This window comes from Parahoeflea alexandrii (assembly GCF_024105735.1).
Taxonomy (GTDB): domain Bacteria; phylum Pseudomonadota; class Alphaproteobacteria; order Rhizobiales; family Rhizobiaceae; genus Hoeflea; species Hoeflea alexandrii.
Genome location: NZ_JAAAML010000002.1, coordinates 334,759 through 359,601, shown reverse-complemented (window position 1 = coordinate 359,601; position 24,843 = coordinate 334,759). Strand labels below are relative to the sequence as shown.

Genomic DNA, 24,843 nt, shown 5'->3' with positions numbered 1-24,843 from the left:
AATTGCGGCAATGATTTGCGCTGTTATTAATGGTCGCCATGGAAGTCGGGTTGCGCTTATTTTGGTAACAGGCGCGTATCCGTAAGTGAGGAGGGTCCCATGTCGCAAAAAACCTACAACATCCTGAAAGACGCGAAATCACGGGCGTTGATCGATGATGAAACATACCAGAAATGGTACAAGCAGAGCATCAAGGATCCGGAGAAGTTCTGGGGTAAGCACGGCAAGCGGATCGACTGGTTCAAGCCCTACACCAAGGTCAAGAACACCAGCTTTACCGGCAAGGTGGCGATCAAGTGGTTCGAAGACGGCCTGACCAATGTTTCCTACAACTGCATCGACCGGCACCTGGACAAACGCGGCGACCAGGTGGCGATCATCTGGGAGGGTGACAACCCCTACGACGACAAGAAGATCACCTATCGCGAGCTTTACGACCAGGTCTGCCGGCTCGCCAACGTGATGAAATCGAATGGCGTGAAGAAGGGTGACCGGGTCACCATCTACATGCCGATGATTCCCGAGGCGGCCTATGCGATGCTGGCCTGTACCCGGATCGGGGCCATTCATTCCATCGTGTTCGGCGGATTTTCGCCTGATGCGCTCGCCGGCCGGATCGTCGACTGCGAATCAACCTTTGTGATCACGGCCGACGAAGGACTGCGCGGCGGCAAGAAGGTTCCGCTCAAGCACAATACGGACCTCGCCATCGAGATCGCCCAGCGCAATGACGTGACGGTCAAGAACGTGCTGGTGGTGCAGCGGACCGCCGGCAAGGTCGAATGGTTTGCCGACCGGGACATCTGGTATCACGAGGCGGTTGCGGCGGCGAAGCCGGATTGCAAGCCGGCAAAGATGAAGGCGGAGGATCCGCTGTTCATCCTCTACACCTCCGGATCGACCGGCAAGCCGAAGGGCGTGCTGCACACCACCGGCGGCTACCTGGTCTATGCCTCGATGACCCACGAATATGTCTTCGATTACCACGAGGGCGATATCTACTGGTGCACGGCCGATGTCGGCTGGGTGACCGGGCACTCCTATATCGTCTACGGGCCGCTGGCCAATGGTGCGACCACGCTGATGTTCGAGGGTGTTCCGAACTATCCGTCGCCGAGCCGTTTCTGGGATGTGGTCGACAAGCACCAGGTCAACATCTTCTACACGGCGCCGACGGCGATCCGGGCGCTGATGGGTGCGGGTGACGATCACGTGACGAAGACCTCGCGCAAGTCGCTCCGGACGCTCGGGTCTGTCGGCGAGCCGATCAACCCGGAAGCCTGGGAATGGTACTACAATGTCGTCGGCGGTAAGAAATGCCCGATCGTTGACACCTGGTGGCAGACCGAGACCGGCGGCATCCTGATCACGCCGCTGCCGGGCGCGACCAAGCTCAAGCCTGGGTCGGCGACACGGCCGTTCTTTGGCGTGCAGCCTCAGCTGGTCGACAATGACGGGGATGTGCTCGCAGGCACCACCGAGGGCAATCTGTGCATCACCGATTCCTGGCCGGGGCAGATGCGCACCGTTTATGGCGATCATGAGCGCTTCATCCAGACCTATTTCTCCACCTACAAGGGGAAATACTTCACCGGTGACGGCTGCCGCCGTGACGAGGACGGATATTACTGGATCACCGGCCGCGTCGATGACGTGATCAATGTCTCGGGCCACCGCATGGGGACCGCCGAGGTCGAAAGCGCGCTGGTTTCGCATGACGCGGTTTCGGAGGCCGCGGTCGTCGGCTATCCGCACGACGTCAAGGGTCAGGGCATCTATTGCTACATCACGCTGATGGAAGGACAGGAAGGCGACGATACGCTGCGCAAGGCGCTGGTTGCCCATGTCCGGCACGAAATCGGGCCGATTGCCTCGCCTGACAAGATCCAGTTCTCGCCGGGCCTGCCGAAGACCCGGTCGGGCAAGATCATGCGCCGGATCCTGCGCAAGATCGCCGAGGACGAGTTTTCAGCGCTTGGCGATACCTCGACCCTGGCCGATCCGGGCGTCGTCGATGACCTGATCGCAAACCGGCAGAACAAGAAGAGCTGATCACAATCCCGGACGGCTTGTGTCCGGGCTGACGTGCTGATCAACCAGACCCGCTCCGGATGTTCCGGGGCGGGTTCTTTGTTGCTTTCTCAATGCCTCAAGGCTGTCCCGATCCGGAATGGGCGCGCTCTTGCCGGGTGCAATTAATTTGACCGGGGTCCTTGGCAAGCAGCGTTGTTTGCCCCACATTGTCAGTGTCTTTAACAATTGAAAGGAGGTGATCCGATGTCGAGTGATTCCCAAAAGCCGGTTCGTACGATTCGGATTGCCGGACTTCGGAGCAGCCTCTGAAGAGCCGGTGATACTGGCAAGTCCTGATCCATCGGTGATGTGATCGGGCAGGCGTCCGACCGGCGCTGGAATTCACGAAGGCCACCCCTTGCGGGTGGCCTTTTTGATATGTGCGGGATTTGGCCTGGTCAGGCGGGTTCAGACCTATCCGGCACATTGCGGCTTGTGGCGTTTGCCACCGTCGTAGGGGCGGGCGAGCCCGCTTGCCAGCATGGCCGCCGCGACGTCGCGGGTTCCCGCCTTCATGTCGGCCAGCACCCTGCCGTAATATTTGCCGCCGGAAACATTGATCAGCTCAACTGTCGGAAAGTCTCTCACCAGGCGTTCGAGCTCATTGCGTGCCAATCGGGCGGCGGCACGCTGGTCAGCGCATTGTGAACGGCGTTCGGGGGTGTCGATGCCACGCAAGCGCACCGAGACGCGCACCGAGTGACCTGGCCAGGGATGGGCTTCGACCTCGAGCGTGTCACCATCGATGATTCTGACGATCCTTGCGGCAACCGGTCCGGCAACGCTGCGCCATTGGCCATCGGCGGCACTGGTCAGCGTGACCGGGTTGCACAGCAAAGCTGTGACCAGCGCAAGCAGACATCTGAAGGGCGAATCGGGTTTCATGATACAGGAATATATTCCTGTATCGCGACGGGATCAACGGCGCGGGGTCAGAAATCGATGGCGCGGCCGTTGATCTCCCAATCGCCGAACCGTGCCGGGTCAGCCCCGCCGCGCCCACCGATTTCCCTTTCGGTTTCGGCCTTCTGGCTGTCGAGCGCCTTGCGACGGGCTTCTGCTTCGGCCAGGGCGCGCCGGGCTGCCGGGCTGAGTGGCCGCTTTTCTGCCGGTCCTGAAGTTTCCTGCACGTCTCCGTCTTCCCGTGTTCCCGCGGGTTGCGGTGTGTTGCCGTCGTGCTGGTCATTGTTCATGGTCGGGTCACCCGGTCTGGCAGTTTATTGAAGAACATCTTGCAAGATCCCATATCTAGCCTCACAAGCGACGAAATCAAAACCCCTGTGCCGAACACCCGTGCCGGCACCGGCAAAGGATGGCAGGTCGCCGGAAAGGAAAATGCCGATGAACCTTGTTCGCACAGCCATGCTGATTGCCTTGATGACCGCGCTGTTCATGGGCGTAGGCTATCTCATCGGCGGCACCGGCGGCATGATGATTGCTTTCCTTGTTGCCGCCGTGATGAACCTGTTTTCCTACTGGAATTCGGACAAGATGGTGCTGCGCATGCATCATGCCGTGGAGGTGGATGCAAGCACAGCGCCCGAATTCTACCGGATCGTCGCCGATCTGGCGCAGAATGCCGGGCTGCCGATGCCCAAGGTTTACGTGATCCACAACCAGCAGCCCAATGCCTTCGCCACCGGCCGCAATCCTGAAAATGCAGCAGTCGCGGCCTCCGTCGGCTTGCTCGAAAGCCTGAGCGACGAGGAAGTTGCCGCGGTTATGGCGCATGAGCTCGCGCATGTGGAACACCGTGATACGCTGATCATGACAATCACCGCGACACTGGCCGGTGCGATTTCGATGCTGGGCAATTTCGCGCTCTTTTTCGGTGGCAACCGCAACAACAACAATCCGCTCGGATTCATCGGCATTCTGGTGGCCATGATCGTTGCACCCTTTGCCGCAATGCTGGTGCAGATGATGATCAGCCGCACCCGCGAATATGCCGCCGACCGGCGCGGCGCGGAAATCTGCGGCAATCCGCTGTGGCTTGCTTCGGCGCTGCGCAAGATCGCGCTCGGCGCCGGCCGCGTTGTCAACGAGGACGCCGAACGCAACCCGGCGACCGCGCACATGTTCATTATCAACCCGCTCAATGGTCAACGCATGGACAGTCTCTTCTCCACCCACCCGGCAACGGAAAACCGCATCGCCGCGCTGGAAGCGATGGCCGGGGAGATGGCGCCGCCGCCTGCGCGTCGCTCCCGGAACCAGACCGAGCGGCCAGCGACCACGTCGGTGCCTAAGACCGGACCATGGGGCCGTGACGGCTCGTCCCGCAAGGGGCCGTGGTCTTGACCGGCGCCCGGCCGGAGGGACAGCGCAAGAGACCTCACAAGAGCCGGGGCCGGCCTGATCCGTCCAATCTGAAGCCCGGCCTTGCCGCCCGTCAGGCGGCATCCCGGCTGCTGTCTGCGGTGACGGAAAGCCGCGCTTCGCTGGACGGCCTTCTGGATCCAGCGGGCGGCAATCCGGCCTTCACCGGGCTTGGCGATCAGGACCGGCTGCTGGTGCGGGCCATTCTTCTGTCGGCCCTGCGGCATCTGCAGGTCATCGATGCGTTCGTCGACAGGCTGGTCGACAATCCCCTGCCTGAGGGTGCAAAGGCACTCCGGCAGGTGCTGCGGGTTGGTGCAGCGCAAATTCTCTATCTTGATGTGCCTGATCGAGCCGCCGTCGACCTAGCGGTCACCCAGGCCGATTCGGATCCGCGCAATCGCCGCTTTGCCGGCCTGGTCAATGCATTGTTGCGCCGGATGGCGCGGGAAAAGGACGTGTTGCTGCCGGAGATTACCGCGTCGACACCGGACTTCCCGGACTGGTTCGAAAGCCGGCTTCGCTCTGCCTACGCGGATCATGCCGATGCAATTCTCGCAATCCTCTCGGAACCACCGGCGATCGACCTGACGGTGAAATCCGATGCTGACGGCTGGGCAGCCCGGCTTGGCGGCGTGGTGCTGCCCACCGGTTCGGTGCGAATCGGCCGTCAGGAGGGACCGGTTTCGGGTCTCGAGGGGTTCGAGGATGGTGCCTGGTGGGTGCAGGATGCCGCGGCCAGCATTCCGGCCCAGCTGTTTTCCAGGCTTGAGGGCCTCGATATCGTGGATCTGTGCGCAGCACCCGGTGGCAAGACCGCCCAGCTGGCGCTCGCAGGAGCACGGGTGACGGCGTGCGACCAGTCGCAAACCCGGCTCGAGCGGTTGCGGGGCAACCTGGCCCGGCTCGGGTTTGACGTCACCACTCAACTGACCCGGGCCCAGGATCTGGTTGCACCCGAAGGGTTTGACGGTGTTTTGCTCGATGCGCCCTGCTCATCGACGGGAACAGTGCGGCGGCATCCGGACATTCCCTACACCAAGGGTGCGGAAGACATCATGCGCCTGGCCCGGGTGCAGCGTGACCTGCTCGACCATGCGTCCGGGCTGGTGCGTCCCGGAGGGGAGCTGGTGTTCTCCAACTGCTCGCTCGATCCGGAAGAAGGCGAAGAGATGGTGGCGGGTTTTCTGACCGACCATCCGGCATGGAGCATCCGCCCGGTCGATGCGGCCCGCTGGCCGGGGCTCGAAACTGCGATCACCGCCAAAGGCGAAATCAGGACACATCCGGCGATGCTGGGCAATGACGACCCGAGGCTTGCAGGGTTGGATGGCTTCTATGCCGTGGTGCTGGTGAGGTCCTGACCCTTCAGGAATGGACCGGTTGCCGCTTGAAAACATTGACAACTGCCTCACAAGTTCACATTACAGCGTCGTACATCCAATTGGATGGGCGGCGCTGTAACCCTTTGAAGTAGTGCATAGACGTTATCGCTCAATGGAATCCAAATGAGCGCGACATGCATTAGCGACAGTTGAACAATCAAGCGACTGTGTTACGATTCTGGTCCGGTGGAGGGCCGGGACCCGGTTTCAGGAATTCCCGATTGGCATTTTCTATTCTCGATTCGCAACGCTCAGGGCGACTGTACGGGACCGAAATCTGGCGACGGTTTGCGCGGCGCATTGCGCTCGGCCGGGTAAATGCGTTGCGCTTTACCGGTGGCACCCCGGACCGGCTGGTGGTGGCGCCGATCGACTTGCGCATCGCCGATCCCCATATTGCCGAAGAAATCTATTCGGGCCGCTTTGCCATGGGCGGCAACCTGATCGACACCGATGGTGGCAGCCCGTTCCAGGTGGAGGGGGCGAGCGAGGCCTTCATGCGCAGCCTGCACGGTTTCGGCTGGCTCAGGCATATGCGTGCAGCCGATCACGATCTGGCCTGCGCCAATGCACGGGCGCTGGTCGATGACTGGATCGCGGTGGAAGGGCGTGCGCTTGGCGGGCATGCCTATGAGCCGGAAGTGCTTTCGAACCGGCTGATCGCCTGGTTTTCGCACTCGCCGATCGTGCTGCGTGGCGCCGATCACGGTTTCTACCGGCGCTTTCTCAAGAGCATCGCGTTGCAGGCCCGGTATCTGAAGCATGTGGCCAGGGCAATGCCGGGAGATGCGACCCGGTTCAAGGCGCGGATCGCACTGGCGATGGCAAGCCTTTGCCTGCCCTCGAGTTCCGGCGCGGTTCGGGCTGCATCCCGCAACCTCGACAGCGAAATCAATGCGCAGATCCTGCCCGATGGCGGACACGTGTCGCGCAATCCGATGGTGCTGATCGAGCTGCTGACGCATCTGCTGCCGCTCAAGCAGACCTACATCAATCTCGGCCAGAAGCCACCGCGCAACATGGCGGCGGGCATGGACCGGATGTTTTCTGCCCTGCGTTTCTTCCGTCATTCCAACGGTGAACTGGTGCTGTTCAATGGCTCTTCGGCGGTTTCCGCGGACCGGCTTCTCGGTGTGCTGCGTTACGATGAAACCTCGGGTTCTGCATTCCGCGAAATGCCGCATTCGCAGTATCAGAGGCTGTCAGCCGGGAATGCCGTGCTGATTGCCGATACCGGACCACCGCCAAAGGGGATTTTGTCGAACCAGACCCATGCGGGATGCCTCTCGTTCGAACTGTCTTCGGGGGCGAACTGTTTCATCGTCAATGCCGGTGCCCCGGTGGTGCCGCATACGCAATATGCCGATTTTGCCCGGATGACCGCTGCCCACTCCACGGTGACGCTGGATGACAGGTCGTCGCTCAAGTTCTCGCATTCCTCCTTCCTCGGACCGATCGTCACCGGCGGCGTGCGCGGGGTCACCGTCCGTTCGCTCGACGAGGAGGGTATCCATCAGGGCTTCGATGCGGTCCACGACGGCTATGCAGGTTCGTTGAAGCTTTTACATCGCCGCAAGATCCGCATGCTGTCGTCAGGTCACGAGGTGCAGGGCCGCGACCAGGTGATCCGGCCCGATGAAAGCGAGCCACGACCGGATGACCGGACCCCGGCGGTGGCGCGGTTTCATGTCCATCCGACGATATCGGTGTCCCAGGACGAGGATGGCGTGGTTCATCTCACTGCCGGTGATGGTGAATCCTGGGCTTTCGTCGCGCGGGATCTGGTCCCGAAGATCGAGGAAGACGTCCATTTTGCCGACCTGGCCGGGGCCCGAACCAGCAAACAGATCACGCTTGAATTCGTGGTTGGCGAACGCTCCCAGATCGACTGGAAGCTGATCCGCACCAATCTGCCGCGCGCATAGCCGGCGGCCCGGTCACCTCGCCGGGCCGGGATTGCTCCACAGATAAGCCCAATTGCGTGTTTTATCGGCCTTCGGCCTGTGTTAACGCATCCTCGCCGCCGGGCTGACGCGGCTGTTTTCGAGGGATTTCCATATGGCTGTCGTATCCAAGAACCATCCTGTGCCGGATCTGGTGCCGGTCCGCCGCGCGCTGCTGTCGGTTTCCGACAAGACCGGCCTGGTGGAGTTTGCCCGTGATCTTGTGGCTCTCGGTGTCGAGCTGGTTTCCACCGGAGGTACCCGGGCAGCGCTCGAAGCGGCCGGGCTTGTGGTCCGTGATGTGTCCGACCTGACCGGATTTCCCGAGATCATGGATGGGCGGGTCAAGACGCTGCATCCCGGCGTTCACGGCGGCCTGCTCTCCATCCGTGCCGACGAGGAGCACCGTTCGGCGATGCAGGCGCACAAGATTGCGGAGATCGACCTCGCGGTGGTCAATCTCTATCCGTTCGAGCAGACGGTGGCCGGTGGCGCCGATTCGGCCACGATCGTCGAGAACATCGACATCGGCGGCCCGGCGATGATCCGTGCTTCGGCCAAGAACCATGCCTATGTGACGGCAGTCACCGATCCGGGCGATTACGGGCGCGTGCTCGAAGCGCTGCGCAGCAATGACGGATCGGTTCCTTTGGCGCTCCGGCGCGAGCTCGCGGCGCTGGCCTTTGCCCGGACAGCGGCCTACGACGCGGCGGTTTCGGGATGGTTTGCCACCGAACTCGCGCTCGAGGCGCCGCGCCACCGCGCCTTTGGCGGCCGGCTGCTTGACGTCATGCGCTACGGTGAGAACCCGCACCAGGCGGCTGCGTTCTATTCCAATGGTGAGCAGCGCCCCGGGGTTGCGACCGCGACACTTCTGCAGGGCAAGCAGCTGTCCTACAACAATATCAATGATACCGATGCCGCGTTCGAACTGGTCAGCGAGTTTGACCGTGACCGCGCCGCCTGCGCCATCATCAAGCATGCAAATCCGTGCGGCGTGGCCGTGGGCGACAGCCTGGTCGAAGCCTATCGCCGGGCGCTGGAATGCGACCAGACCTCGGCGTTCGGCGGCATCATCGCGCTCAACCGCACGCTCGACGCCGAGACAGCGACGGAGATCGTCAAGCTGTTCACCGAGGTGATCATTGCTCCGGACGCCAGCGAGGAAGCAAAGGACATCCTGTCGGCGAAGAAGAACCTGCGCCTGATGGTCACCGGGGAACTGGCGGACCCGCGCCAGCCCGGGCTGACGGTCAAGACGGTCGCCGGCGGTCTGCTGGTGCAGGGGCGCGACAACGGCATCGTGCTGCCGGAAGATTTCAAGGTGGTAACCAGGCGGGCGCCGGATGCGCGGGAACTCGCCGATCTGGGCTTTGCCTTCCGGGTTGCCAAGCACGTCAAGTCCAACGCCATCGTCTACGCGCTCAACGGTGCCACCGTCGGTATCGGCGCCGGACAAATGAGCCGCGTCGATTCTGCGCGGATCGCGGCGCGCAAGGCCGTCGATGCGGCGGAAGTGCTCGGCCTGGAAGCGCCGCTGACCAAGGGCAGCGTCGTTGCCTCCGATGCCTTCTTCCCGTTTGCCGACGGGCTGCTGTCGGCGATCGAGGCGGGCGCCACGGCGGTGGTGCAGCCGGGTGGCTCGATGCGGGACCAGGACGTGATCGATGCGGCGGACGAGGCCGGAATCGCCATGGTGTTTACCGGCATGCGTCATTTCCGTCATTGAGGGCGGATGCCTGCATGTTTTTTGAGCCATGATGCAATGAATCCGCAAGCCGTTAAGGGCCTGGTATGATCTAGGGGTCTACCAGCAAGCCGCGCCTGGCTGACAGTGACAGAAAAAGCCCGCCGCCAGTGCGTGATCCATGCGGGTTGTCTTTCCATACTCGGAGTATGCGAACTCCATATCCCAGGTACGGAGAATGCTCGGGGGCGCCAAGTGTCTGTATTTCTTCAGGCTTTGCGATCCGGCTGGTCGGCTGGATAGGGCGTGGTCCAGAGAATGACCAGTCCAACTGCGAAGAAGAGAGTGATGGTGGCCATGCCCAGACGCGCCGATCCGCTCAGAGCCGTGACCGTGGCAACCAGGAAAGGTGCCAGGAAACTGGTGGCGCGCCCGGCCAGTGCATAGATACCAAAGTAACGTCCAGCCTCGTCTTCGGTGACACTCCGCGCCATGTAGGCGCGCGAGGAGGCCTGAACCGGGCCGAAGGCTATGCCGATCAGCAAACCAAACATGATGTAGGCTTTTTCGGCAGCCGTTCCGAACAATCCGCCAGTGTCGGCATCGCCGAGGGGCAGTCCTCCGAACAGGGTGAAGCCCGGTCCGGTAGAAACGATGCCGACCGTGGCGATCAGCAACAGCAGTATGGCTATCAGAACAACCAGCTTGGAGCCAAGCTGCGTGTCGAGGCGGCTCGCATAGAGGCAAGAGAAAATCGCCACCACGTTGAGCATGATGCCGTAGACGCCGATTTCGGTGATCGACCAGCCGAACATCGCGGCGGCAAAACCGCCTCCCAGGGAAAGCAACGCATTGACGCCGTCCTGGTAGATCATGCGGGCGATCAGAAAGCGGAAGATGCCGGCGCGCTGCCGGACTTCGCCAAGCGTCGAACGCAATTCGGCCAGGCCGTCACGGACCGCACCCTTGAGAGCCCGGCGGCCACCGGCATCCGGCGTGAACAGGAACATCGGCAGGATGAAGACGGCGTACCAGAGTGCGGAGATCGGGCCCGAGGCACGGGCATCCTCGCCCTGGACCGGATCGAGGCCAAACAGCGGATCGATGCCGATCAGGGTCTTGCCGGTTTCAGGCGATGCGGCCAGGAAGGCGATGATGAAGATCAGCACGATCATGCCGCCAAGATACCCCAGGCCCCAGGCGAGATTGGATACGCGTCCGATCTGTGCTTTGGGAACCAGGCGCAACAGCATCGAATCGTTGAACACGATTGAAAACTCGGCTGCCACCGCGGCCAGCGTGAAGGCAACCACAACGGCGACGACGCTCGAACCCGGTGCGGCAAACCAGAGGCTGCAGAGGGCTAGGATCTTGAGGATCGCAAAGGATGCTATCCAGGGTTTGCGCGGTCCGGTCTGATCGGCAATGGAACCGAGGATAGGCGAAAACAGGGCGATCAGCAGACCGCCGGCAGCAATGCCGTAGCCCCAGGCGGCCTGGCCGGTTGCCGGGTCACTCGCCATGCGGCTGATGAAGTAGGGGCCGAAGATGAAGGTGGTGACGACGGTGAAGAACGGCTGCGCCGCCCAGTCAAACAGCATCCAGCCCCATACGCTGCGGCGCTGGACGACAGGCGCAGATGGCAATCCGGTTACGTCAGTCATGTCTGCTGCCCTCTAGAGGTGCGGTTGTTCGGTCATGTCCGCAAGGATCGAGCCAGATCGCTCAGCATGCCGGCGGCGACGGTGAGTTTTGCAACGGACAACTCGCCGCTGTCGGTCAGCGACAGGATCTGTCCGCGGACATGCGCAATTCGATCCTTGTTGGTCTTGAGCCACTCCTCGGCGGGGCTCGCAGCCTTCGTGTTGCTGTCGAGCGCCGCGCCGGCGATGATCCGGCGGGCCTCCGAGATCTCGTCGAGGCTGCGCGCCAGCGCCAGTCCCTCGAAGTGGTCGGTGACCGGGATCCGGTCGACGGCAGCGACGATCCTTCCCAGGCGGAAGGCTTCGGTGACGGCAAAGAAGGCCTGCGTCGCCCGGCCCAGATCGGTCTTTGAATGGGCCGCGACGTGGCAGATATCAGGCGCCAGAGTCAAACCACCGAGGCCCGCAATATGTGTCGCCAGATCGGCGGGAACCGCCTGTGCGATCAGTTCATCACGGGCTTCCTCGGCTTCCTGGCGCATGAAATCGGGCATGGCAGAGGCAAGCTTCCCGTCAAGTTTGGCCAGGCTTTCCTGCATAGACTTGACGGCGATGGCAAGATCGCCTTGCGCCGCACCGGTCTTGAGCGCCCAGCCGGTGACGCTCTTGAGCGTGTCACTGATGCGGGCGTAGAGCTGGTTTTGCACCGCGCCCGGTACCCTGGTGTCGAGATCATCGACCTCGGCATAGAGCCGGTTGAGCGAAAGCCCGTCACGCGCCAGCACAAAGGCCTTGACGATTTCACCGGCCGTGGCGCCGGACTTGTCGCCCATGCCGATGACGAAGGCTGGCCCGCCGCGGTTGATCGCATCATTGCCCAGCAGGGTCGAGATGATCTCGCGCCTGAGCCGGTGGCTGGCAATATCGGCTGAATGCGGCTTCTGCATCTTCCTGGGGAAATAAGATCGCAGTGCCGAATCGAAATAGGGGTCGTCCGGCAGGCCGCTGGCGACGATCTCGTCGAACAGCACCAGCTTGGCGTAGGAGAGCAGGACCCCGATTTCGGGCCGGGTCAGGGCACGACCGGCCGCCACGCGCTCGGCCACGGCCACATCGTCGGGCAGGTACTCCACCTTGCGATTGAGCAACCCTCGGGCCTCGAGATTGCCCATCACCCGGTTGAGTTCGCCGACACCGGACACGCCTTCGGCCTCTGCGACGGAGATCGCAAGGGTCTGCAGATAGTTGTTGCGCAGCACCAGCTCGGCGACTTCATCGGTCATGGCCGCCAGAAGCGTGTTGCGCTTGGGCCGGGTCAGGCGGTTCTCGCGCATGGCATTGGCCAGGGCGATCTTGATGTTGACCTCGACGTCGGAGGAATTGACTCCCGCGGAATTGTCGATCGCATCCGAATTGCAGCGGCCGCCATTGAGCGCATAGGCAATCCGGCCCTTCTGGGTGACGCCGAGATTGGCGCCCTCGCCGATCACCTTGGCGCGGACCTGGCGGGCGTGGATGCGGATGGCGTCGTTGGCGCGGTCACCGACATCGGCATCGTTCTCGCCGGCGTCCTTGATGTAGGTGCCGATGCCGCCGAACCACAGGAGATCGGTCTCCATCGACAGGATCGCGGTCATGATGTCCTGCGGCGTTGCCTTGCCGGGCGCGAGCCCGATGACGGCGGCGGCCTCCGGTGTCAGCTCGACCGATTTGAGCGAGCGCGGGATGATCATGCCACCCTTGGAGAGCTTGGACTTGTCGTAGTCCTGCCAGCTCGACCGGCCAAGATCGAACAGCCGGCTTCGCTCGGCAAAGCCTATGGCGCAATCCGGCTCAGGATCGATGAAGATGTCGCGGTGATCGAAGGCAGCCAGGAGCCTGATCTGGGTCGACAGCAGCATGCCGTTGCCGAACACGTCGCCGGACATGTCGCCGACGCCGGCGGCGGTGAACGGCGTGGTCTGGATGTCGATGTTCATTTCGCGGAAATGCCGTTTGACCGCTTCCCATGCGCCGCGGGCGGTAATGCCCATCTTCTTGTGGTCATAGCCGGCCGATCCACCGGACGCGAAGGCGTCATCGAGCCAGAAATCCTGTTCCTGGCTGAGCGCATTGGCGGTGTCTGAGAAGGTCGCGGTGCCCTTGTCGGCGGCGACCACGAAATAGGGGTCGTCGGCGTCATGACGAACGGTATCGGCCGGCGGCACAATGGCGTCGCCGACGATGTTGTCGGTCACCGACAGCAGGGTACGGATGAAGAGCTTGTAGGCGTCGCGCCCGGCTTCGAAAATTGCGTCGCGGCCGCCTTCGGCGGGCAGTTTCTTGGGATAGAAGCCGCCCTTGGCACCAACCGGCACGATGACGGCGTTCTTGACCTGCTGCGCCTTTACCAGGCCGAGCACTTCGGTGCGGTAGTCCTGGGCTCTGTCCGACCAGCGCAGCCCGCCGCGGGCAACGGGGCCGAAGCGCAGGTGAACGCCCTCGACTTCCGAACCATAGACGAAGATCTCCCGGAACGGACGCGGCTCGGGAAGCCCCTCGAGCTTCTTCGGATCGAGCTTGAAGGCCAGCGCCGGACGCGGCGCACCGTCGGCACCGGTCTGGAAGTAATTGGTTCTGAGCGAGGATTCGATGGCGTTGACGTAGCGCCGAAGGATGCGGTCATCGTCGAGGCTCGGCACTTCGGCAAGGGCGGCCTCGATGGCTTCCGTCACGCTGGAACTCTGTTCAGTACGCTTTGCCTCCTTCAAGCCGGTATCGAACCGGATCCGGAACAATTCGAACAATTTCGCGGCGATGTCGGAATGGCGGTTGAGGCTCAGCGCGATGTATTCCTGCGAATAGGCGATGCCTGCTTGGCGCAGATACCGGGCAAAAGCGCGCAGCACCGTTGCCTCGCGAACACTCAGACCGGCATTTGTGACCAGCCGGTTGTAGCTGTCATTGTCGGTCTCTCCGCGCCAGACCGACAGGAAGGCTTCCTCCAGCCTTGCGCCGTCGAGATCGAGATCGATGCCGCGCTTGTCCTCGTGGATGATTTCCATGTCATGCAGAACCACCGTGCTCGACACACCGGCCCGCTCGTCAAGAAAGATCTCGTGGGTCTGCTCGCTGATCACCTTGAATCCGAGATTTTCAAGGAGCGGTACCCGGCGCGAAAGGGCCACCGGCTCACCGGCATGAAAGATCTTCAGTGCCAGATGGTCATCCGACATGCCCTGGCCGCGGTAGAAGGAAATCTGAAGAGCGCCGGTGTCCTTGCAGGCGATGATGTTGTCGAGGTCCTCGAGCGCCTCTTCGGGCCGGAACCGTTCCTTGTAGGACTGGCTGACATTGATGCGTTCGGAAAGGGCGCCGCCGATGGCACGGAACTGGTCCTCCCAGCGGGTGACGATCGACCGGACATCGCGCTCGAGCTGATCCTGCGGGATTTGCGGTGTCTTTCCCTCGGAGCGGCCGATGATGAAATGCACCCGGGCCACGCCGCCTTCGGGAAAGGCCGGGTAGTAAGCCGACACACGACCATTGTAGACCGTCTTGAAATAGTCGCCGATGCGTTCGCGCGCGATCGAATCATACTGGTCGCGGGGAACATAGACGATGAGCGAGACAAAGCGGTCGAAACGGTCGATCCGCGGCAGGACCCTGACGCGCGGGCGATCGGACAATTCGTTGATCTGCATGCAGAACCGGGCCAACAGATGGGCATCGATCTGGAACAGGTCATCGCGCGGATAGGCTTCCAGGGTGTTGAGCAGAAGTTTGCCGGAGTGGCTTTCCGGATCGAAGCCGAATTCGGAAACGACCGATTGCACCTTCGAGCGCAGCATCGGGATCTTGGTGACCGACCTCGTATAGGCCGTGGACGTGAAAAGTCCGACGATCCGCAGTTCGCCGATCACCTTGCCCTTCGAATTGAAGCGCTTGATGCCGATGTAATCCATATAGGCGCGACGGTGGATCACAGAGCGGACATTGGCCTTGGTGACGATCAGGAAATCCGGTCCCTGCAGGAAATCGAGGATTTCCGGCGTGGTGGTGACCTGATCCTTGCCGAGCCGTAAGACCAGAACATCCGGGTCCGACAGGATACCGAGCCCCTCGCTTGAGGCGCGGCTCAGTTCGGCCGATTTTCCCTCGCCTTCATAGACATACTCACGCATGCCCAGAAAGGTAAAATTGTTGTCGCGCAGCCAGGTGATGAAGGCCAGAGCCTCCTGGCGGGCCGGCTCGGTTTTCTTGTCGACGTCAAGTGCAACGAGATCGGCGGCGCTGTGGTCGATCATCGCCAGCATGGATTTCCAGTCGCCTACCGCAGCCTGAACCTGATCAAGCACATGGCGAACGCGGGCGGTCAGGTCTTCCGCCGCCGCTTCGCTGAGCCTTGGCAAGTGGATCTGGATGTGGCTGACCCTCTGGGAAGCATCACTGCCATCGCCATGGGAGAACAGCGTCGCCGGTTTCTTGCCGTCAACAACGAGAATCGGATGCAGCGCCATAAGGATGTCGCGGATGTCCGAGGTAACCTCGCCCATGACCGAATCATAGAGGAAAGGCTTGTTCAGGGTGGTGATCGCCAGGATCGAGACATCACGGTCGTCCCTGGTGGCGCCATCGGCATTGACGAGGCTCAGCCGGGAGGTCTTGCCATTCCACGCACGGACCTCCGATTCCGCCAGGATCGCCGCCGCAGCAAGGCTTTTGGGCGGGAAAAGGTCCAGATCGTCCATGCTGACGCTGGAAAAGAGCACGTCGGGATTGATGTGCGGTTTCTTGGCTTTGGAGGCGATTGCCGCCGTTTCCGCAAGAAGTGTTTCCGACTTGCGGGTGTTCCTGACCCCCATTCCATTCCCTCCAAGACTTGATCTTTGGTCGAATCCTAGCAGAAGTGTGTGTCAAAGCGACACGATTTCGTGACCAAAGACAGATATTGGAGGAATTAGGATGAAAACACCGCAGGAAGCCGCGACCGCTCTGGATCTGCAACAGGAAACACCATTGAGCGCGGACATGACCGCATATTTCGCCAAATGCCAGGACAAGCTCGGCATGGTGCCAAACGTGCTGAAGGCCTATGCGTTCAACAATGAGAAGCTCGAGGCGTTCGTCACCTTCTACAATGACCTGATGCTCGCCGGATCCAGCCTGAGCAAGCTCGAGCGCGAACTGATCGCCGTCGCAGTCTCCTCGGTCAACAAGTGCTACTACTGCCTGACGGCGCACGGGGCCGCGGTGCGGCAACTTTCCGGAGATCCGGTTCTGGGCGAGCAGATGGTGATGAATTACCGGGTGGCGGATCTTGAACCGAAGCAGCGTGCGATGCTTGATTTCGCCACCCTGATCACCGAGGATCCGGCGCGGATCGTCGAGGCGGACAGGCAGAAGCTTCGCGATGCCGGTTTTACCGACCGCGACATCTGGGATATTTCGGCTGTGGCGTCATTCTTCAACATGACCAACCGGATGGCGTCGGCTACCGACATGCGGCCAAATCCGGAGTATCATGGACTCGCCCGCTGAACCGGCGAAGCCGGTACCGAGACGTCGGATCGGGTTTGTGGTTCTGGACGGACAAACCGTCACAACGAGGCTGAGCGGCAGAGTTCAAGTGAGCCAAACAGCCGGGAGATCATGAAATGAAAGACGATGAAACAGTCCGCCAGGCAAAACGCACGCTGGACCGGATTGGCGAAGAGGGCGGTTTGTCGGCGACCCCGGTGATGAAATCTGCGGCCAACAACGTGCGAGACCATTTCACAGCCAAGGACGCCGACGGAGGCGACAAGGTCGAGGTCTGGGGAACACGGATCGCCCGCGGGCTGGCGCTTTTCGCGTTTGTCGGGCTGGTGTTGTGGATGGTTGGCCAGGTGACTTCATGAGTGCGGACAGCCAGCGCAATCCCGATATTCATCCTTCAGTCATCGTGATTTCGAGCCACGTGGTGCGTGGCTCGGTCGGCAACCGTGCCGCGGTTTTCGCGCTGGAGACGTTGGGCTTTCCGGTCTGGGCGCTCCCTACTATCGTTCTGCCGTGGCATCCGGGTCATTCCCGGGCGACAAGGATCGTTCCGCCGGGTGCAGATTTTTCCGCCCTTATCGATGATCTGTGCGGCTCACCCTGGCTCGGCGAGGTCGGGGGCGTGCTCAGCGGGTATCTTGGAGATGCGGGGCAGGCGGCGGACGTGGCGCGCCTGGTCGGTGCCGTGCGTCGGGCAAATCCCGATGCACTCTACATGTGTGATCCGGTCATCGGCGATACCGGCGGTCTCTACGTGCCCGAAGCGGTTGCCACGGCGATTGCATCGGAGCTTGTTCCGATCGCCGATATCGCCACGCCGAACGTGCATGAGCTTGCCTGGTTGTCCGGCGCGCCGATCGGTGATTCCGCATCTATGACGGCGGCGGCGGAAACATTGGGGCCTGCCCGGGTGCTGGTCACCTCTGCGCTGGCAATGATGGCGGGCAGCACGGGCAACCTCTTGGTCAGCGGTGGCCAATCTGTGATGGCCGAGCACCGCCTCATCCCCAACGCGCCCAACGGGCTGGGAGATTTGATGTCGGCAACATTCCTGGCGCGGCTCCTGGAAGGGGTGGCGGAGGAGAAAGCCCTGCAGATGGCGACCGGATCGGTGTTTGAAATTCTCGCCAGGACCGCGCGGCGTGGCGCCGACGAGCTGACGTTGGAAACAGATGCCCAGAGCCTCAGGACCCCGATGGCCATGGTCAACATGCGCAGGGTTATTTCGATGGCGGGCCGCAAGAAGCCGTGAGCGTAAATTCGCAGTCCGAAACCGTGCTTGTCGGCGTTGATGGATGCAAGGCCGGCTGGATTGCCGTGATCCTGAGGCCCGGCGAAACACGGCCGCAGGTGCATATCCATGAGCGCTTTTCCGACCTCGTCAGTGAAGCAGGGCCGTCGGCCATAATCGCTGTGGACATGCCTATCGGCCTGCCCGACAGGATCCAAGGTCCAGGCCGCGGTCCGGAACAGGCAATCCGGCCTTTTCTGGGGGCGCGCCAATCGAGCGTGTTCTCGATTCCGGCGCGTCCGGCGGTGGAGGCAAAAACCTATGGTGACGCTTGCGCGCTGGCGATGCAGTGCTCCGATCCGGCGAAGAAGGTCTCCAAGCAGGCATTCTATCTCTTCGGCAAGATCAGGGAGATCGACCGGCTGCTGCAGGCGGATTCCGGCTTGCGCGATCGGGTCATCGAATGCCATCCGGAGTTTGCCTTTTGCCGGCTCAACAACATGGCACCGATGACGACGCCGAAAAAGATCCGTGGCTCGGTCAATCCTGACGGGATTGCCGAACGGGTCGACCTGCTCGCATCCCACGGCATTGACCGCGGTATCTTTGCGGCGGGTCCGCCGCGTGGTGCCGCCATGGATGATCTCGTCGATGCGAGCGTCAATCTCGTGATGGCCGGCAGACATGCCATGGGGCTCACGAGCCGGTTTCCCGCCGACCCGAAACGGGACCGGTACGGAATCCTGATCGCAATTCACGGCTGATCCGCAAGCCGGTCTGCCGGTTGTCTCCCAACCCAAATCGCCAGCCTGAACCCGATCGACAGAGCTGGATTGCGGTACCGATCAGTTGCTGGTTGCTCAAATGGTTGATTGATCTTCGCCGTCCGCCCGTTTATGTGCGAAGGCATGTCGTCATTTCCGGTCCGCCTGCTTGAAGGCTATCAGACATTCATGAGCGGTCGCTATTCGGCCGAGCGCCAGCGCTATCGCGATCTTGCCGAGACCGGTCAGGAGCCGCACACGCTGGTAATCGCCTGTTGCGATTCCCGCGCGGCGCCTGAAACCATCTTCGACTGCGGTCCCGGCGAACTGTTCGTGGTGCGCAATGTGGCCAATCTGGTGCCGCCCTACGCACCGGACAGCAATTATCACGCCACCTCCGCGGCGCTCGAATTTGCCGTACAGTCACTCAAGATCCGCCAGATCGTGGTGATGGGACATGGCCGTTGCGGCGGCATCAAGGCCGCACTCGATCCCAATGCGGCACCGCTCTCGCCCGGGGACTTCATCGGACAATGGATGGGGCTGCTCAAGCCGGCAGCCCAGCAGATCCAGGACAGCCAGTTGCTGACGAGCGGCGAACGACAGGTGGCGCTGGAGCGGATCTCCATCCGCAATTCGATCGCGAACCTGCGCTCCTTCCCCTGCGTGAAGATTCTCGAAGACCGGGGCAAGATGGCGATCAACGGTGCCTGGTTCGATATTTCAAGCGGCGAACTCTGGGTTATGGATCCCAGGACCGGCGATTTCTTCAGGCCTGAACCCGCCTTGGCTTGACATTGAGGGCCTCAGTCCGGTTCCATAAGCTCTTGAGCGTTGAACAACGCGCCCGGACTTTGGGAGCCTGCGATGATTGCGGCACGATCTTTGATATTATTGCTGGTGCTCGGACTGCTGCTGCCGGTTTCTTCGGCGGTGGCGCAAAACTCTCTGCTTGATCGCTGGTATACGGCGTTGTTCGACGTCAACCGCCTCGCCATTGCCGATCTTCTGGCCGATGACGCTGTCATCTCGCTTGAAGACCTCGGCGTGACCCAGACGAAAGCCGAATTCATCGAGGCGCTTGATGAGTGGGAAGAGGCGGTGGAGAACGCAAATCTGGCCTGGCAGCTCGAAGAGGGCGCGGAGGCCAGCGCCACCACGGCCTCGGTGCTGGTGTGCTACCAGTTTCCCGAGAACGAGATGATGATCCGTGAAGTCTTCGGGTTTCGCGGCACCAAGATTGTCAGCAGCGTGCAGACCACGGTCGGCGAAAGCTGTGAAAACTTCTAGGTTTCAGCCACCATCGATTTCAGCGCCGATGCTCGCGATGGCTTTCTGGTACACACCCGCCGCATTCCAGCCCTGGATGGCGCGGAAATTCGGTTCCCCCGGCTGGTAGCCTGCGCCTGCGCGCCAGCCATGGCCGCGCAGAAAATTTGCGGTCGAGGCAAGGGCGTCCGCAGGAGTTCCCAGATTGATGCCGCCGCTGCCGTCGCCATTGACGCCAAAACGGATGACGTTGGCCGGCAGAAACTGGGTCTGGCCGATTTCGCCATGAGCGGCGCCCTTGAAATCAGGCGAAATCCAGCCTTTCTGGATCAGTTGCAATTGGGCATAGAGCTGCTCGGTGAAAAAGGCCGAGCGGCGGCAGTCATAGGCCAGGGTGGCGACGGCCGACATGGTGTGCTGATTGCCGGTGAAGCGGCCAAACCCGGATTCCATGCCCCAGATCGCGATCAACGGCCCTGCAGGAACGCCGTATTTCCTCTCGATCGCGGAGAACAGCCTCGAATACTGCTGCTTGAGTTTCTTGCCCCTGGAAACGATGGTGGGCGCGCCGCGTTTTTGCATGAACTGCTCGAATGACAGCTTGAAGCTTCGCTGGTTGCGGTCGAGCGAAATCGTCTTGGTGGCGTAGCGGACATTCTTGAAGGCGCTGTTGAGAGTTCGATCGGAAATTCCGGCCCTGGCGGCTTCCTTCTTGAACTGTTCGATCCAGGCAGGGAACCCGGCGGAGGTGTTGCCGCATGTTGCAGCTTGCGCGGGCCCGCTGAGGCCGGCCGTGATGATGAACGCGATACCCCAGGCCTTCATTTTGTGAAACTTGTCGTCCATGCGTTGTAACCCCTGCCCACGTGAAACCGGTCTGGTGCGGACTTTGCCAGCGATTCGGGGAAAAGTCACGGGCTGTCGACCAACCAAAAACCCCGCGATTGTTGCGCAATCGCGGGGTTCGGGGTCTGATGCGGTGCTGTGGATCAGGCTGCTGCGCGCGGATTGATCAGGCGGCGATTGATCAGCAACTCGGCGATCTGGATGGTATTGAGTGCGGCGCCCTTTCGCAGGTTGTCCGACACCACCCACATGTTCAGGCCGTTCTCCACGGTCGCGTCCTCGCGGATGCGGGAGATGAAGGTCGCATCTTCACCGGCGCATTCGTAAGGTGTGATGTAGCCGCCGTCCTCGTGCTTGTCGATGACCTGGCAGCCGGGCGCATCGCGAAGGATGTTGCGGGCTTCTTCGGCGCTGATCTCGTTCTCGAACTCGATATTGACCGATTCCGAATGACCGATGAAGACCGGGACCCGCACGGCGGTGCAGGTAACCTTGATCTTCGGATCAAGCATCTTCTTGGTTTCGGCCAGCACCTTCCACTCTTCCTTGGTGTAGCCGTCTTCCATGAAGTCGTCGATGTGCGGGATCACGTTGAAGGCGATGCGCTTGGTGAACTTCTGGCTGGTGATCGGGTCGGCGACGAAGACAGCGCGGGTCTGGTTGAACAGCTCGTCCATGCCATCCTTGCCGGCGCCGGAGACCGATTGGTAGGTCGACACCACCAGGCGCTTGATCTTCGCATGGTCATGCAGCGGCTTCAGTGCGACGACAAGCTGCGCGGTCGAGCAGTTCGGATTGGCGATGATGTTGCGCTTGGTGTAGCCGGAAATTGCGTCCGGGTTCACTTCGGGCACGATCAGCGGCACATCGGCGTCGTAGCGCCAGGCCGAGGAGTTGTCGATGACGACGCAGCCCTGCGCACCGATCTTCGGCGACCATTTCTTGCTGACGGTGCCGCCAGCCGACATCAGGCAGAGATCGGTGTCGGAGAAGTCATAGGTCTCGAGATTCTTGACCTTCAGGGTCTTGTCGCCAAACGAGACCTCGGTGCCGACCGAACGGCTCGAGGCAAGGGCTACGACTTCGCTGACAGGGAAGGCGCGCTCTGCAAGAATGTTGAGCATTTCGCGGCCGACATTGCCCGTCGCCCCGGCGATTGCGATTTTGAAACCCATGGTTCCCGTGCTCCTCTCTCCCCTTGTTAGCGGTCAAGCGCCACTCTTCCCGCCCCGGGGAGAGTGAGGGGCGGAACGGGTCAGATCGTGGTTTTGGTTTTGATCGTGGTGCGCATGGTGGCGGTGTTTTGATGCAAGTGCGGTGAAATGTCAATTCCATCGCAGTCGGGAGTTTCGTACCGCCAGGAACGGCCTCCTTGCAGCTCCGGCCCTTGAACGCCGCAGGCACAATCGGACCGTTGTGGCCAGTCGCAGAATAGAGCAACCGAGGTCTAAATCAGGGGTATGTCATATCGCGGGTGTCGCCCGAGACCCGGATCGAGCTGCCCGGTTCATCGCTGAATTCCGCTTCGATCACTGATCGTGCACCCATGTCCTCTCCTTGGGTAATCCGGATGCGGTTTTGGTGCGGCCAGCCGAGATCGCGCAGATAGCCAGCAAATGCTGCGGCAGCGGCGCCGGTTGCCGGATCCTCGAGAACCCCGCCCGAGGCAAAGGCGTTGCGGACGTCGAAGGCGGTGCTAGCGCGGACATGGACAAGCATGATGGTGACGAGCCCGTGTTCGCGCATCAGCGCGCGACCGGCATCGAGGTTGTAGCTCATGGCGGCGAGATCGGCACGACTCTTGAGTGCGAGGACAAGGTGATCGGCGCCGGCATGGATTTGGGCTGGCGGAAGCGCGGGGTCGAGCTGGCCGGCCTGGTAGGCGAAAAGCGAGAGGGCCTTGTCGACAAGCGCGGGATCGGCCGGCGTACTGCGTGTCGACGGCGACTGCAGTGCGGCGCTGTATCCCGATCCCGTGGCCCTGGCTTCTACGGCAATCTCGGCGTCATTGAGGCTGAGGCCGTAGCGGCCGTCGCCGGCGTGTCTTGCGAGCGCTGCTCCCAGCGCAATTGTCGCGTGCCCGCAGAACGGCACCTCCGATTCCGGGGAGAAATAGCGCACCCGCCAGGCGCCCGCTGCCCCGTTTGGAATGGCGAAGGCAGTCTCCGAGTAACCCACTTCGGCTGCAATGCGGCGCATTTCGGATTCTGAAGGGAATTGATCCGAAATCACTATCCCGGCGGGGTTTCCACCCTCGCCGGCATCGGAGAAGGCGGCAATTCGTTGCACGGTCATGGTGTCTTCCTTTGCGTTCAAGTGTGCGCTCGATTTCCGGCAGAATAGCGTGTGGATCTTGTTCTGGCCTTGCACGTGACAAGGCAAAGTGATCGAATTGCCTTCAGGAATTTGGTTGCACCTGGAGATAGCCTTCATGATGAAAATGGATGAGAAAGACCGGCTGATTGTCAGGCTGCTGCGTGAAGATGCCCGCATGCCAGTCAGTGAATTGTCGAAGAGGGTCGGGTTATCCGGCCCATCGACGGGCGACCGGATGCGTCGGCTGGAGGCGAACGGCATCATATCGCGCTTTACCGTGGATCTCGATCTCGAGGCGCTGGGCTACCCGCTGCAGGCGATTGTCAGGATCAAGCCAAGGCCGGGAAACATGCATGTCGTCGAGGACATGATCATGAACGAGCCGGGTTTTGTCGATTGCGACAAGGTGACGGGCGATGATTGTTTCGTCACCCGGCTGGTGTTGCGCTCGATTGCGGATCTGGATCCGGTGCTGCTGCCGTTTCATGACCGGGCCGAGACCAATACCGCCATCATCAAGTCGTCACCGCTGCGCGGCCGCATCCCGGTCTGACGAGCCCATGAAAAACCCGGTCCGGCGTGATGCCGGACCGGGTTGAATCGAGCAGACCTTGCGGCCGGATCTATCAGCCGGCGTAGGCGGCAAGGATCGCGTCGCCCATTTCAGCGGTCGTGATCTTCTGGCAGCCATCGGACATGATGTCGCCGGTGCGCAGGCCCTTGTCGAGCACGGCGGCGATTGCGGCTTCGAGGCGATCGGCTTCGGCCACCATGTTGAAGGAATAGCGCAGGCACATGGCGAATGACGCGATCATGGCGATCGGGTTGGCGATGCCCTGACCGGCGATGTCGGGAGCCGAACCATGAACCGGCTCGTAAAGTGCCTTGCGCTTGCCGGTCTTGGCATCGGGTGCGCCGAGCGAAGCCGATGGCAGCATGCCGAGCGATCCGGTGAGCATGGCGGCGATGTCAGAGAGCATGTCGCCGAACAGGTTGTCGGTGACGATGACATCGAACTGCTTGGGCCAGCGCACCAGCTGCATGCCGCCGGCATCGGCCAGCATGTGGCTCAGCTTGACGTCTGAGAAGCGGGCCTTGTGGGTGGCGGTGACCACCTCGTTCCACAACACGCCGGATTTCATGACGTTGCGCTTTTCCATTGAGCAGACTTCGTTGCGGCGGGTGCGCGCAAGTTCGAAGGCGACGGCCGAGATCCGGTCGATCTCGTAGGTGTCATAGACCTGGGTGTCGATGCCGCGCTTCTGGCCGTTGCCAAGATCGATGATTTCCTTGGGCTCGCCGAAATAGACGCCGCCGGTCAGTTCACGAACGATGAGAATGTCGAGCCCTTCGATGACGTCCTGCTTCAGGGATGACGAATTCGCCAGCGCCGGATAGCAGATCGCCGGGCGCAGATTGGCGAACAGTTCCATGTCCTTGCGCAGGCGCAGCAGGCCTGCTTCCGGGCGCATTTCATAAGGAACGGCATCCCACTTCGGCCCGCCAACGGCGCCGAACAGTACTGCGTCGGCAGCCATGGCCTTGTCCATGTCGCCATCCGAGATTGCCTGACCATGCGCATCATAGGCCGAACCGCCGACCAGACCTTCATCAGTCGAGAAGCCTGCGGCCTCCTTGTCGTTCATGAAAGCGATGATCTTGCGGACTTCGGCCATGGCCTCCGGGCCGATGCCGTCACCTGGGAGAAGAAAGAGAGAGCGTGTTGCCATTTTGAAGTCCCCGCACCAAAATCGAAAAGATGAAGCGTCCTTAAACACCCTTCGGAGGGTTTTCAACTGCCTCGCCTTTCAAGCCGCCTTTTGAACCGGCTACGCCGGCCGGTTCAGGTT

20 protein-coding genes are annotated in these 24,843 nt (G+C 61.6%); 12 read left to right on the top strand and 8 right to left on the bottom strand.

What is annotated here, in order from left to right; genetic code table 11:
• Positions 1–99: 99 nt before the first annotated feature.
• Positions 100–2,052 (top strand): acetate--CoA ligase, encoded by a 1,953-nt coding sequence (gene acs, locus GTW23_RS11495; protein WP_252915873.1) that lies wholly within the window; start codon positions 100–102, stop codon positions 2,050–2,052.
• Positions 2,053–2,487: 435 nt separating this feature from the next.
• On the opposite strand, the gene GTW23_RS11490 is transcribed toward acs, so the two are convergent.
• Positions 2,488–2,958, bottom strand: coding sequence for a thermonuclease family protein (locus GTW23_RS11490; RefSeq protein WP_152011061.1), 471 nt, complete (start codon positions 2,956–2,958; stop codon positions 2,488–2,490).
• Positions 2,959–3,005: 47 nt separating this feature from the next.
• Complete coding sequence (locus GTW23_RS11485; protein ID WP_152011062.1) at positions 3,006–3,266, bottom strand: DUF1674 domain-containing protein; 261 nt, start codon at positions 3,264–3,266, stop codon at positions 3,006–3,008.
• A gap of 148 nt (positions 3,267–3,414) precedes the next feature.
• Between GTW23_RS11485 and htpX the strand changes: the two genes are divergently transcribed.
• From htpX to purH, 4 genes are all read left to right on the top strand, one after another.
• Positions 3,415–4,374, top strand: coding sequence for a zinc metalloprotease HtpX (gene htpX, locus GTW23_RS11480; RefSeq protein WP_252915872.1), 960 nt, complete (start codon positions 3,415–3,417; stop codon positions 4,372–4,374).
• The gene (locus GTW23_RS11475; RefSeq protein ID WP_382266234.1) at positions 4,365–5,756 is read left to right on the top strand and encodes an RsmB/NOP family class I SAM-dependent RNA methyltransferase; all 1,392 of its coding nucleotides are present in this window, start codon (positions 4,365–4,367) and stop codon (positions 5,754–5,756) included. Before htpX ends, GTW23_RS11475 begins: the two co-directional genes overlap by 10 nt.
• Before the next feature lie 242 nt (positions 5,757–5,998).
• Positions 5,999–7,702 (top strand): heparinase II/III family protein, encoded by a 1,704-nt coding sequence (locus tag GTW23_RS11470; protein WP_252915871.1) that lies wholly within the window; start codon positions 5,999–6,001, stop codon positions 7,700–7,702.
• A gap of 133 nt (positions 7,703–7,835) precedes the next feature.
• Positions 7,836–9,449, top strand: a complete 1,614-nt coding sequence (purH, locus tag GTW23_RS11465) for a bifunctional phosphoribosylaminoimidazolecarboxamide formyltransferase/IMP cyclohydrolase (protein WP_252915870.1) — start codon at positions 7,836–7,838, stop codon at positions 9,447–9,449.
• A gap of 227 nt (positions 9,450–9,676) precedes the next feature.
• Here the strand turns inward: purH and GTW23_RS11460 are convergent, their stop codons facing one another.
• Entirely contained in the window at positions 9,677–11,071 is a 1,395-nt protein-coding gene (locus GTW23_RS11460; protein WP_252915869.1) for an MFS transporter, read from the bottom strand.
• 32 nt (positions 11,072–11,103) lie between these two features.
• A complete protein-coding gene (locus tag GTW23_RS11455) occupies positions 11,104–15,894 on the bottom strand; it encodes an NAD-glutamate dehydrogenase (protein WP_382266239.1) in 4,791 nt (1,596 codons plus the stop codon).
• A gap of 100 nt (positions 15,895–15,994) precedes the next feature.
• On the opposite strand from GTW23_RS11455, the gene GTW23_RS11450 reads away from it, so the two are divergent.
• The 6 genes from GTW23_RS11450 to GTW23_RS11425 all read left to right on the top strand — a co-directional run bounded on the left by GTW23_RS11450 (position 15,995) and on the right by GTW23_RS11425 (position 19,852).
• Positions 15,995–16,570 carry a peroxidase-related enzyme gene (locus GTW23_RS11450; protein ID WP_267660901.1) on the top strand — a complete coding sequence of 192 codons (576 nt, stop codon included), beginning with the start codon at positions 15,995–15,997 and terminating at the stop codon, positions 16,568–16,570.
• A 116-nt stretch (positions 16,571–16,686) separates the two neighbouring features.
• A complete protein-coding gene (locus tag GTW23_RS11445; protein WP_252915868.1) occupies positions 16,687–16,929 on the top strand; it encodes a hypothetical protein in 243 nt (80 codons plus the stop codon).
• Complete coding sequence (gene pdxY / locus GTW23_RS11440) at positions 16,926–17,819, top strand: pyridoxal kinase PdxY (protein ID WP_252915867.1); 894 nt, start codon at positions 16,926–16,928, stop codon at positions 17,817–17,819. The genes GTW23_RS11445 and pdxY overlap by 4 nt, the downstream gene beginning before the upstream one ends.
• Positions 17,816–18,562 (top strand): DUF429 domain-containing protein, encoded by a 747-nt coding sequence (locus GTW23_RS11435; protein WP_252915866.1) that lies wholly within the window; start codon positions 17,816–17,818, stop codon positions 18,560–18,562. The genes pdxY and GTW23_RS11435 overlap by 4 nt, the downstream gene beginning before the upstream one ends.
• 144 nt (positions 18,563–18,706) lie before the next feature.
• Entirely contained in the window at positions 18,707–19,357 is a 651-nt protein-coding gene (locus GTW23_RS11430; RefSeq protein ID WP_152011073.1) for a carbonic anhydrase, read from the top strand.
• Between the two features lie 72 nt (positions 19,358–19,429).
• Entirely contained in the window at positions 19,430–19,852 is a 423-nt protein-coding gene (locus GTW23_RS11425; protein WP_152011074.1) for a nuclear transport factor 2 family protein, read from the top strand.
• 3 nt (positions 19,853–19,855) lie between these two features.
• On the opposite strand, the gene GTW23_RS11420 is transcribed toward GTW23_RS11425, so the two are convergent.
• From GTW23_RS11420 to GTW23_RS11410, 3 genes are all read right to left on the bottom strand, one after another.
• Entirely contained in the window at positions 19,856–20,656 is an 801-nt protein-coding gene (locus tag GTW23_RS11420) for a lytic murein transglycosylase (RefSeq protein WP_152011706.1), read from the bottom strand.
• 164 nt (positions 20,657–20,820) lie between these two features.
• A complete protein-coding gene (locus tag GTW23_RS11415; RefSeq protein ID WP_252915865.1) occupies positions 20,821–21,852 on the bottom strand; it encodes an aspartate-semialdehyde dehydrogenase in 1,032 nt (343 codons plus the stop codon).
• 277 nt (positions 21,853–22,129) lie between these two features.
• Positions 22,130–22,972, bottom strand: a complete 843-nt coding sequence (locus tag GTW23_RS11410) for a PhzF family phenazine biosynthesis protein (protein ID WP_252915864.1) — start codon at positions 22,970–22,972, stop codon at positions 22,130–22,132.
• A 139-nt stretch (positions 22,973–23,111) separates the two neighbouring features.
• Between GTW23_RS11410 and GTW23_RS11405 the strand changes: the two genes are divergently transcribed.
• Entirely contained in the window at positions 23,112–23,546 is a 435-nt protein-coding gene (locus tag GTW23_RS11405; protein ID WP_152011707.1) for an Lrp/AsnC family transcriptional regulator, read from the top strand.
• Between the two features lie 73 nt (positions 23,547–23,619).
• Here the strand turns inward: GTW23_RS11405 and leuB are convergent, their stop codons facing one another.
• On the bottom strand, positions 23,620–24,723 hold the full coding sequence (leuB, locus tag GTW23_RS11400) for a 3-isopropylmalate dehydrogenase (protein WP_252915863.1): 1,104 nt from the start codon (positions 24,721–24,723) through the stop codon (positions 23,620–23,622).
• Between the last annotated feature and the right edge of the window lie 120 nt (positions 24,724–24,843).

Excerpts from the sequence above, each read along its gene's own strand:
- GTW23_RS11460 (WP_252915869.1), bottom strand. The coding sequence starts at position 11,071 with ATGACTGACGTAACCGGATTGCCATCTGCGCCTGTCGTCCAGCGCCGC.
- GTW23_RS11490 (WP_152011061.1), bottom strand. The coding sequence starts at position 2,958 with ATGAAACCCGATTCGCCCTTCAGATGTCTGCTTGCGCTGGTCACAGCT.
- GTW23_RS11415 (WP_252915865.1), bottom strand. The coding sequence starts at position 21,852 with ATGGGTTTCAAAATCGCAATCGCCGGGGCGACGGGCAATGTCGGCCGC.
- leuB (WP_252915863.1), bottom strand. The coding sequence starts at position 24,723 with ATGGCAACACGCTCTCTCTTTCTTCTCCCAGGTGACGGCATCGGCCCG.
- acs (WP_252915873.1), top strand. The coding sequence starts at position 100 with ATGTCGCAAAAAACCTACAACATCCTGAAAGACGCGAAATCACGGGCG.
- purH (WP_252915870.1), top strand. The coding sequence starts at position 7,836 with ATGGCTGTCGTATCCAAGAACCATCCTGTGCCGGATCTGGTGCCGGTC.
- GTW23_RS11410 (WP_252915864.1), bottom strand. The coding sequence starts at position 22,972 with ATGACCGTGCAACGAATTGCCGCCTTCTCCGATGCCGGCGAGGGTGGA.
- GTW23_RS11450 (WP_267660901.1), top strand. The coding sequence starts at position 15,995 with ATGAAAACACCGCAGGAAGCCGCGACCGCTCTGGATCTGCAACAGGAA.
- GTW23_RS11485 (WP_152011062.1), bottom strand. The coding sequence starts at position 3,266 with ATGAACAATGACCAGCACGACGGCAACACACCGCAACCCGCGGGAACA.
- GTW23_RS11430 (WP_152011073.1), top strand. The coding sequence starts at position 18,707 with ATGTCGTCATTTCCGGTCCGCCTGCTTGAAGGCTATCAGACATTCATG.
- htpX (WP_252915872.1), top strand. The coding sequence starts at position 3,415 with ATGAACCTTGTTCGCACAGCCATGCTGATTGCCTTGATGACCGCGCTG.
- GTW23_RS11420 (WP_152011706.1), bottom strand. The coding sequence starts at position 20,656 with ATGAAGGCCTGGGGTATCGCGTTCATCATCACGGCCGGCCTCAGCGGG.
- GTW23_RS11445 (WP_252915868.1), top strand. The coding sequence starts at position 16,687 with ATGAAAGACGATGAAACAGTCCGCCAGGCAAAACGCACGCTGGACCGG.
- pdxY (WP_252915867.1), top strand. The coding sequence starts at position 16,926 with ATGAGTGCGGACAGCCAGCGCAATCCCGATATTCATCCTTCAGTCATC.
- GTW23_RS11405 (WP_152011707.1), top strand. The coding sequence starts at position 23,112 with ATGAAAATGGATGAGAAAGACCGGCTGATTGTCAGGCTGCTGCGTGAA.
- GTW23_RS11455 (WP_382266239.1), bottom strand. The coding sequence starts at position 15,894 with ATGGGGGTCAGGAACACCCGCAAGTCGGAAACACTTCTTGCGGAAACG.
- GTW23_RS11425 (WP_152011074.1), top strand. The coding sequence starts at position 19,430 with ATGATTGCGGCACGATCTTTGATATTATTGCTGGTGCTCGGACTGCTG.